Source organism: Arthrobacter sp. Y3223164 (assembly GCF_059091005.1).
In genome coordinates this window covers 1-9,221 of record NZ_JBNHGF010000089.1, presented here as the reverse complement: position 1 = coordinate 9,221, position 9,221 = coordinate 1, and the positions used below count along the sequence as shown (strand labels likewise).

Here is a 9,221-nt window from a genome sequence, read left to right as displayed (position 1 = left end):
CTCGGCCGCGGCTTCCATGGCGGCGGTGGCGGCCGCGGCACCCGTGCGGCGGTCAAGGTAGGCGGCGATGGTCTCGCCGGGAATCCGCTCGTGTTCCTGCGGCAGCCAGCCGACAAAGGCGTCCGAGGGCGCCGTGCTCACGGACCCCGCCAGCGGTGCGTCCGCGCCCGCCAGGATCCGCAGCAGCGTGGTCTTGCCGGCACCGTTGGCGCCGACCACCCCGACGACGTCGCCCGGCGCGACGGTCAGGTTCAGGTTGGAGAACAGGGTGCGGTGGCCGTGGCCGCCCGAGAGGTCCTTGGCCACCAGCGTTGCAGTCATGCCTACCAGTCTAGAGAGCGGCGGCGAGTGGTCCGGACCGCGCCGGCTCCATGACCATGGAACCGTCGAGCCTTTCGGCCTGGCCCGCGACCGGCGGAAGGGCATGGGGGCCGGCTGGCTATGCTGGAGAAGTCGCGTCGCAGCGCCTGGGGCGGACAGAGCCCGGCCGCATGCGGCGCCGGATTTGTTGAACAAGCGCGAAGGCGGGATGCAGATGTCAGGGATAGTGGCTGCCCACGGGGAGTTCGATGCGACAGCGGGCGAACGGATGCTGGACCGGTTGGCACACCGTGGACCGGACGGATCGGCGTCGCGCCGGGTGGGCACGTCCTGGCTCGGCAGCCGGCAGCTGGCCATCGTCGATCCGGAGAACGGGCAGCAACCCCTGGCCGGCCGCGACGGCGACGCGTGGCTGGTGGGCGACGGCGAGATCTACAACTACCGCCGGATCCGCGACCGGCTCGGGCAGGAGGGTTTCCGGACCCGGTCCGATCTGGAGGCCGCGCTGCGGCTGTACGAGGAGCTCGGCGTGGCCGCCTTCGACAAGCTCTGGGGTCCGTTCGCCTTGGTGATCGCCGGCGATGACGGGCGCTTCGTCGCGGCCAGGGACCTGCTCGGATTGTCCCCGTTGTACTGGGCGCGGCGCGAAGAAACCGTGCTGTTTGCCTCCGAAATGAAGGCGTTCGACGACGAGTGGCGGCCTTTCGTGGAGCCGTTTCCGCCGGGCCATGCCTGGACACCGGAGGACGGCCTGATGGCAGGGCCCGTCTTCCCGGCCGGCGCCCCGGTGCTGCTCAAGAGCCGGCGGCCGGACGAGGATCCGCCGCAGTGGGTCTTCGATGCCCTGCGCGACACCCTGGTCCGGGCGGTGGAGCGCAGCCTGGAGGCCGACGTGCCGGTGGGCGTCCTGTTGTCCGGCGGGGTGGACTCCAGCATCGTCACGGCCGTGGCGGCCCGCAAGGCCGCCGAGCGCGGGAAGGTTTTGAAGACGTTCGCCGTCGGGCTGGAGGGAAGCGCCGACCTGCTCGCCGCCCGGGTGATGGCGGCCGCCGCGGGGACCGAGCACCACGAGTTGGTCTACACCGCCGAGGATGCGATCGCGCTGGTACCGCAGGTGATCGCGGAACTTGAGTCCTTTGACCCGACGCTGGTGCACAGCGCGGTGCCGAATTTCCTGGTGTCCCGGCTGGCCGCCGAACACGTGAAGATTGTGCTGGTGGGCGAGGGAGCCGACGAGCTGTTCGCCGGCTACTCGCACTACGGCCGCCATGACTCCGGCGAGGCGCTGCACGAAGACCTGCTGGAGACCATCGAAGGCATGCCCATCGGGGGACTGCAGCGGGTGGACCGGGTGGCCGGTGCGCACGGGATCGAGCCGCGGTTGCCCTTCCTGGACCTGGACATGGTGGAACTGGCCTTGGCGTTGCCGCCGGCGTGGAAGTTGACGGGACCGGAGCGGCCCGCCAAATGGCTGTTGCGCAAGGCCTTCAACGGGATGGTTCCGCACGAGGTGCTCTGGCGGCCGAAGGAGCAGTTCGGCGAGGGCACCGGCATGAACGACGTGCTCCGCGAACACTTCGAAGCCTCGGTCAGCGAAGCCGAGCTCGAGCAGGAGGCAGGCGTTCTGGATCCGCCGGTGCGGACCCGCGAGGAACTCGCTTACTACCGCATATTCGCCGCCGCCCTGCCGGGAATCGATGCGCAGAAGACGGTGGGACGTTTCGCGGAGGCCTGATACGCCGAGCGATTCGGGGAAACCCGGGACTGCGGCGGATTCGGTAAGGCCTGCTACAGCCAGCGGCCGCCGGTCGTGGTGACCGGCGGCCGCTGGCCGTTGTGCGGAGGCAAGGTCCGGTGGCTAACCCACCAGGCCCTGCTCCTGCAGCCACTCCTCGGCGACGTCGCGGGGATCCTCGCCGTCGTTATCCACCCGGCCATTGAGCTCGGTGATAACTTCATTGGTCAGTGCGGCGCTGATCGGTGCCATGATCTCCGCAATGGCCGGGTACTCGTCCAGGGTTTCCTGGCGCAGGGTCATGGAGCCCTGGTACGGGACGAAGAATTCCTTGTCGTCCTCCAACACGGTCAGTTCGTTGGAGATGACCCGGGCATCGGTGGAGAAGACTTCGCCGAACTGGCAGGATCCGCCGACCTGTGTGTAGATGAGGTTCAGGTCCAGCTCCACTACCTTGCTGAATTCAAAACCGTACGCCTTCTCCAAGCCCGGGAGGCCGTCGTCGCGGTTGATGAACTCGCTGGCGGCGCAGACGGCACCCTGGTCCGGGTTCTTCTGGATGAACGCAGCGGCTTCGGTCATGTTGGTGATGCCTTCGGCCTCCGCGAACTCCTTCTTGGCGGCGATCCGGTAGGTGTTCTCGAACGGCGCCGGTTCCAGCCAGGCGACGCCGTTCTCCGCGTCTTCCTTCGCGACGGCTGCGTAGAGATCTTCCGGCACGTCCTCGGTGGTGTGGCCGAGGACATTGACCCAGCCGGTTCCGGTGTAGTCCCAGTAGAAGTCCACCTGGCTCGACTCCAGGGCCTCGCGTACGGTGGCGCTGCCGGAGATGCCCGTCTTGTCCTCGACGGTGGCACCGGCATCCTCGAGCGCGACCGCCGCGATCTGGGCCAGCAGGATCGATTCGGTGAATTCCTTGGAGCCCGCCGTGAAGTGCGCGCCCGCGAGTTCGCCGTCGCCCGTCGCCTCGGCGGCGTCGCCGCCGCCGCAGGCCGTCAGCAGCAGGGCCACTCCGGCGCCAAACGCGGCGAACGCCGTCTTCCGTGAACTATTCGCTTTCATCATTCCTCTTTCGTCATGCAGGGGATGGCCTAGAGCCCTTTCGGGCGCAGGAAGTCTTCGGCAATGCTCGCCAGGTAGTCGATCAGCAGTGCCAGCACCGCCGTGAGCGCGGCGCCGACAATCTGCACCAGGACGCGGTTGGTGGACAGCCCGGCCACGATGATGTCCCCGAGTCCGCCCGCGTTGATGTAGGTCACCAGGGTGGCCGTTCCCACGTTGATGACCAGCGCGGTGCGAACGCCGGCCAGCATGATCGGCACCGCGAGGGGCAGTTCGAGCCGGCGCAGGACGCCGAACTTGGAGATGCCCATGCCCCGCCCGGCTTCCAGCACGGATTCGTCAACCTGCTCCAGGCCTACCATGGTGTTGAGCAGCACCGGGATGATGGCGTAGAGCACCAAGCCCACGATGGCTGCCTGGAAACCCAGGAACAGGAAAGCCACGGCCAGCAGGACCAACACGGCGATGGTCGGAACCGCCTGTCCCAGGGTCAGCAGGGTGATCAGGTAGGGGCGGACCCGACGCATGGCCGGGCGCGTGAACAGGATGCCCAACGGCACCGCGATGACCAGGGTCAGCAGCGTCGAGACCGCGGTCAGCTGCAGGTGCCGGCCCAGGGCGGCGGCCAGGTTGGCCGGGGCCAGGGCGCGCGCCTCGATGCTGTCCAGTTCCTGCGAGCCGACATACAGGTACAGCGCCAGGCAGGCCAGCGCCAGGATGGCCGGTACCAGCAGGTAACCGGTCAGGGTCCTGCGCCGCGTCCTGGCCGGTGGCTGGACCGCAACGTCTTGGTCGTGCACCGTGTGCTGTGGTGCGGCAGCGGCCACGTCAGCCACCCGCCTGTACGGCTTCGGCCACCTCGCCCAGACCGGCCCGGGCTCGAGTGACCGCCGTGTCCCGCATGGCGCGGATGGCCTCGTTGATCTGTTCGATATCCACCACGCCCTGGTAGACACCGTGCGAGTCCACCACGATGGTCACGCTGTACCGGGCGGTGATGAGCTCGTTGAGGGCATCGGACAGGGTTGCGCGGGGTTCCACCATGGCTTCCGGCGGCAGCCCCACCTCGTCCAGCGCGCGTGTGCCTGCCCGGTGCAGGTCGTCCGCACCCACCCAGCGGCGGGGCCGCCCGGCGTGGTCGAGCACCAGGAGCGCGGAGCGGTCGCTGCGCCGCAACTGCTCCAGCGCGTCCTCGGCCGGGGTGTCCAGCCGGACGGTCGGCCACTGGGTCAGCTCGATGTCGGCCACGCGGCTGAGGTTCAGCCGCTTCAGGGAGGCGCCGTTGCCGATGAAGTCGGAGACGAAATCATTGGCAGGGGCGGTCAGGATCTGCTCCGGGGTGTCGTACTGGGCAATCCGGGAGCGGTCCTGCAGGATGGCGATCCGGTCGCCCATCTTGATTGCTTCATCGATGTCATGGGTGACGAACACGATGGTCTTGCGCACCTCCGACTGCAGGCGCAGGAATTCGTTCTGCAGCCGGTCCCGGGTGATCGGGTCTATCGCCCCGAACGGTTCGTCCATCAGCATCACTTCCGGGTCTGCACCCAGAGCGCGTGCCACCCCTACCCGTTGCCGCTGCCCGCCGGAGAGCTCCTTGGGGTAGCGGTTGCGGTACGTCGACGGCGGCATGTTGACCATGTCCAGCAATTCGTCCACCCGAGCGGAAATCCGTTTGGCGTCCCAGCCCAACAGCTTGGGCACGGTGGCCACGTTTTCGCCGATGGTCATGTGCGGGAACAGGCCGACCTGCTGAATGACGTAGCCAATGCGGCGGCGGAGCTGGTCCGGGTCGGTGGTGGTGACGTCCTCTCCGTCCAGGATGATCCGGCCGGAGGTGGGCTCGATGATCCGATTGATCATCTTCATGGTGGTGGTCTTGCCGCATCCCGACGGGCCGACCAGCACCACGATCTCGCCCTCGTGGATGTCCAGGGTCAGGTCGTCGACCGCGTTGTCCTTCTGTCCGGGAAACCTCTTGGACAGGTTCTGTAAGCGGATCTTGACCGGCCTGGGCTGGGGGGTCTGATGGTCGGAAGCGGTCATCGGATTCCTTTGGAGGTAGTCAGCTTGCGGACGGTGTGGAAGAGCAGATCGAACAGGATGGCGAGGACAATCACGCCGAGGGTTCCGGCCAGGACCATGTTGACAGCCACCGGCGTGCCCACCCGGGCGAGGCCGGTGAAGATCAGCTCTCCGTAGCCGGGGCCCAGTACGATCGCGCCGATGGCAGCGATGCCCAGCAGGACCAGGGTGGTGACGCGGATGCCGGTGATGATCACCGGCCACGCCAGCGGCAGTTCGATCCTCAGCAGCCGCTGGGTTCGGCTCATGCCCATGCCCTTGGCCGATTCCACGATGGCAGGATCCACTTCGCGCAGGCCGGTGATGGTGTTGCGGACGATGGGCAGCAGGCCATACATGGTGAGGGCGACGACGACGGGCAGCGCGCCCAGGCCCAGGGGGCCGATGAGGAGGATGAACAACGCGAAGGAGGGGACGGTCAGGAAAGCACCGGTGACCGCGAGGACTGTTTCGCGCGGCCGTTCGTGCCGATAAGTCGCGATGCCCAGGCCGACCCCGATCACGGTGGCGAGCATGACCGCAACGCCCACGAGGATGGCATGCTCGATGCCCATTTCCAGCATGTCGTCGGCCCGTTTCGCGAGAAACTCGAAAAAGTTCACACGTTCCTTTCTGTAACCTCTGCCGGGAACAAGACACGGAGAGACCGAGGCTAGTGTGGTTTCTGTTGCCGATGTGGCAGGTGGTACGACTGCCCGTAACTATAGTTGATCCCCGCTGGTGGATGCCCATTGGGCCGCCGGCAGCGGGCCGCCGCGGACGGTCAGTCGCGGATCCGGACGGCGGCTTCGCGCAGGAACTGGTCCACGCGTGTGTAAGCGTCGCGGGTGAGCGCCTTCCACAGGCGCATCGCCAGTTTCGGGTCCTGCTCCTCCAGTTCCTCGATCGCCTCCGCGGAGAGCACCATGAGTTCCACCGGGCCGTCCGCCTTCTCGGTGGTCTCCTGCCGGTCTTCGCTGCCCAGTGCCAGTTCGCCGAACGTCATGCCGGCGCTGAGCGTGCTCAGCTTGACCCGCCGTCCCTCGGAGTCGGCGGCGATGGTGCTGATCCGGCCGGAGACAATGAAGTACACCCCGCCAAACCGTTGGCCGACCCGCCGGACGATCTCGCCGTCCTCGTACTTCGCGGGCTCCATGCGTTCCACCAGGGCGACAATTTCGTCCGCGTGCAGGGTGCCTAGGGCCAGCGACTGCTCCACCGGCACCGACGTGGGCACGCCCAGCGGATCTCCGTAGCGGGCAATGAGGCGGTTCTCGGAGAACTCGACGGCCCCGGTGCGGGTGTCGAAGACCGGCACGTGCCGCCCGGTGTCGATGAAGACGTCGGCGAGCCTGTCCTCCGGATCGATCAGCAGCAGTTCACGGTTGTCCGCGGCCAGAATCTCCTCCAGGCGGGCGAACATGCGCAGGGCCACGCCGCCCACTTCGTCGACGCGGCGCAGGTCTAGGACCACCAGCTCTACGTCGTCGGGGAGCGAGCTGATTTCCCGGACCATCGATTCCGTACCGGCAAACAGCAGGTCGCCGTTGAGCTCGATCAGTTGCGCGCGATAGCCGTTCTCCCGCAGCACCTCGGCCGACTCGTCCGTGCGGCGGATGCCGGAAGGAACGACGGTGATGTCGTAGCTGGCGCGGATCGCGGAACGCCCGGCACGCGCGGAGCGGACGAAATGCATCTCCATGTCCTCGGACAGCCGCCGGCTTACGGCGATCCCGCGGACCGACCCGCCGTGGTCGTCCAGCGGCGGGGAGAACACCGCGAGCCCGACCTGGCCGGGAAGCACCGCCAGGGTGCCCCCTCCCACCCCGGACTTCGCCGGCATCCCCACGTTGGTGACCCAGTCTCCGGCGTCGTCGTACATGCCCGAGGTCATCATGACCGACAGCACCCGTTCCACCGGCCCGATGTCCATGACGTGGTTGCCGGTGACGGGGTTGGTGCCGCCGTTGGCCAAGGTCGCGGCCATGATGGACAGGTCCCGGCAGGTCACCTGCACCGAGCACTGCCGCAGGTAGTTCTCCAACGCGGTGGTGGGGTTGTCCTCGATGATGCCAAATGAGCTCAGCAGGTAGGCCAGTGCATGGTTGCGGTCGCTGTTGCGCAGCTCGGCTTCGAACACCCGCGGGCTGCTCTTCAGTTTCCGGCCGGCGAATTCGGAATACGTGTTCAGGATCCGCTTGATCGCGGACCTGCCGCCGGAGCCCTTGATCATCCCGGTGACCGCCAGCGCGCCCGCGTTGATCATCGCGTTGGCCGGCCGCCCGGTGCCGGCGGCGAGGGAGATCTCGTTGAACGGGTCCCCGGAGGGCTCTACGTCCACCTTCTCGTCCACCGCGTCGAAGCCAAGCTCGGCCAGCGCGAGCGCGTAGCTGAACGGCTTCGAGATCGACTGCAGCGTGAATTCCTTGCGGGTGGTGCCCACCTCGTAGACGTAGCCGTCCACGGTAGCCAGGCAGATCCCGAAGTCGTCCGGATTGACTACCGCCGAGGCAGGACCAACCAGATACGGCGTCCCGTCGCGGAGTTCGGAGATCTCGGCGTGCAGGGTGCGCAAGTAGCTGTCGATCGGCGATTCCATATCACCAGCGTAAGTGGGCGGACGACGCGCCCCGGACAGCCGCCCGGGCTGGCCTACGCCCTCATCGCGCCATCGGACTACCGCGCCATCGGACTATCGCGTAATCCGAATGCCCTGCGGCGCGATGGTCAGGGAGGCGACCTCTTCCAGGCCCGGGTGCAGATCGTCGCCGTCATGCACCACGCCCTTTTCCCACCAAATCTTCAGGCCGTCGGGGGAGTCCTCCAGGCTGGCCAGGTTGTTGTCGAACCATGGCCGCATGTGGCTCTTCCACGTGAACGGCGGATCGGGAACCTTCGCGCCACGGGCTACGAGCGCGCCCACCGGAGCGGCGATGCCATAGGACATGGCGGCGGTGAAATAGCGCAGGAAGCGGGGCAGCGGGTTGCGGACGGGCGAGCAGACGGCCTGGACGATCCGGCTGCCCGAATCTCGCACCACCTCCGTCACATAGGAGAAGTGCACGTCGCCCGAGAGGAAGGTGACGGTCTCCGGCGCCGGTCCGCGCCCGCCGTCGGCCACCTCCTGCACCATGGCCGCCACCTCGTGGAAGGTGCGCTGGAAGGCTGCCCAGTGCTCCAGGTCCACGGCTTGCCGCAGCAGTTCACCGGCGGCCGCCGGCAGCTTGCCCCACGCCCCTTCGCTGAGGGCCTCGTTCCAGGACTCGATGTGGTGCAGGCCCTTGGGGAGCAGGAACGGCAGCGAGGTCCCGATCAGCAGGTGCTTGAAGCCGCCCTGGAGCTGGCTGTCCAGCCAGGCCATTTCTTCCTCGTCCAGCAGCGTCCGCCGGTCCGGCTGCAAGTCACGGGCAGCGCGCGAGTCGAGCACGACCAGCCGTGAACCGCCGATGTCGCGGGTGAAGCTCCAGCGGTAAGTGTCCGGCTGCCGGTCCGCCCGTTCCGCGAAAGCTTCCAGCGCGTCGCTGAGGTCCGGTTCGCCGTCGCCCGGATGGTTCACCACCTGCTGCCACAGTTCGTCCTCGGCACGCTGCTCCGGGGACAGGTTGCCCAGATGCTGGTAGACCCAGTAGGACGCGAGGCCGGCGACAATGCGGCCATGCCACCAGGGCTTCTTGGCCATCTTCCGCCGCCAGCTCAGCGAGGCGTTCCAGTCGTCGCGGATGTCGTGGTCGTCGAAGATCATCGCACTGGGCAGCGTGGACAGCAGCCATCGGTTGGCGCCGTCCGACCACGCGAGCATGTACAGGTGGGCGTATTCCGCGTAGTCCTTCAGCTCTTCGCCGGGCGGTTCCTTGATATCGCGGCGGGCGCGGATGAACTCCTGCATCGCCTCGGTCGTCGAGTCCGCGTAGACCTGGTCGCCGAGGAAGAGCAGCAGGTCCGGCCAGACGGAGTCCGTCCCGGTCCCGTCGAGTGCCCCGCCGGTCGCGTCCCCGGTCCCGGTCCTGTCCGCGGTGCCGGCCTTGTCCCCGGGCCGGGC

At 67.6% G+C, this 9,221-nt stretch carries 8 protein-coding genes; 1 reads left to right on the top strand and 7 read right to left on the bottom strand.

Annotated features, from left to right (window positions below; genetic code table 11):
• On the bottom strand, positions 1-321 hold a 321-nt coding region (locus tag AC5RUJ_RS06945; RefSeq protein ID WP_494155706.1), incomplete at its 3' end, for an ATP-binding cassette domain-containing protein.
• A 214-nt stretch (positions 322-535) separates the two neighbouring features.
• Here AC5RUJ_RS06945 and asnB point away from each other — a divergent pair.
• The gene (gene asnB / locus AC5RUJ_RS06940) at positions 536-2,056 is read left to right on the top strand and encodes an asparagine synthase (glutamine-hydrolyzing) (RefSeq protein WP_494128572.1); all 1,521 of its coding nucleotides are present in this window, start codon (positions 536-538) and stop codon (positions 2,054-2,056) included.
• A gap of 123 nt (positions 2,057-2,179) precedes the next feature.
• Here the strand turns inward: asnB and AC5RUJ_RS06935 are convergent, their stop codons facing one another.
• The 6 genes from AC5RUJ_RS06935 to AC5RUJ_RS06910 all read right to left on the bottom strand — a co-directional run.
• Positions 2,180-3,118: a glycine betaine ABC transporter substrate-binding protein gene (locus AC5RUJ_RS06935; protein WP_494155705.1), complete on the bottom strand. Its 939-nt coding sequence runs from the start codon at positions 3,116-3,118 to the stop codon at positions 2,180-2,182.
• Between the two features lie 29 nt (positions 3,119-3,147).
• A complete protein-coding gene (locus AC5RUJ_RS06930; protein ID WP_494076681.1) occupies positions 3,148-3,954 on the bottom strand; it encodes an ABC transporter permease in 807 nt (268 codons plus the stop codon).
• Positions 3,947-5,164 carry an ABC transporter ATP-binding protein gene (locus AC5RUJ_RS06925; protein ID WP_494001596.1) on the bottom strand — a complete coding sequence of 406 codons (1,218 nt, stop codon included), beginning with the start codon at positions 5,162-5,164 and terminating at the stop codon, positions 3,947-3,949. The genes AC5RUJ_RS06930 and AC5RUJ_RS06925 overlap by 8 nt, the downstream gene beginning before the upstream one ends.
• Positions 5,161-5,805 carry an ABC transporter permease gene (locus AC5RUJ_RS06920; RefSeq protein ID WP_494014493.1) on the bottom strand — a complete coding sequence of 215 codons (645 nt, stop codon included), beginning with the start codon at positions 5,803-5,805 and terminating at the stop codon, positions 5,161-5,163. Before AC5RUJ_RS06920 ends, AC5RUJ_RS06925 begins: the two co-directional genes overlap by 4 nt.
• 161 nt (positions 5,806-5,966) lie before the next feature.
• Complete coding sequence (glsA, locus tag AC5RUJ_RS06915; RefSeq protein ID WP_494128571.1) at positions 5,967-7,781, bottom strand: glutaminase A; 1,815 nt, start codon at positions 7,779-7,781, stop codon at positions 5,967-5,969.
• A 93-nt stretch (positions 7,782-7,874) separates the two neighbouring features.
• Positions 7,875-9,221 (bottom strand): alkaline phosphatase D family protein (locus AC5RUJ_RS06910; protein WP_494155704.1); only part of this gene is annotated, 1,347 nt, incomplete at its 5' end.

Excerpts from the sequence above, each read along its gene's own strand:
- asnB (WP_494128572.1), top strand. The coding sequence starts at position 536 with ATGTCAGGGATAGTGGCTGCCCACGGGGAGTTCGATGCGACAGCGGGC.
- AC5RUJ_RS06935 (WP_494155705.1), bottom strand. The coding sequence starts at position 3,118 with ATGAAAGCGAATAGTTCACGGAAGACGGCGTTCGCCGCGTTTGGCGCC.
- AC5RUJ_RS06925 (WP_494001596.1), bottom strand. The coding sequence starts at position 5,164 with ATGACCGCTTCCGACCATCAGACCCCCCAGCCCAGGCCGGTCAAGATC.
- glsA (WP_494128571.1), bottom strand. The coding sequence starts at position 7,781 with ATGGAATCGCCGATCGACAGCTACTTGCGCACCCTGCACGCCGAGATC.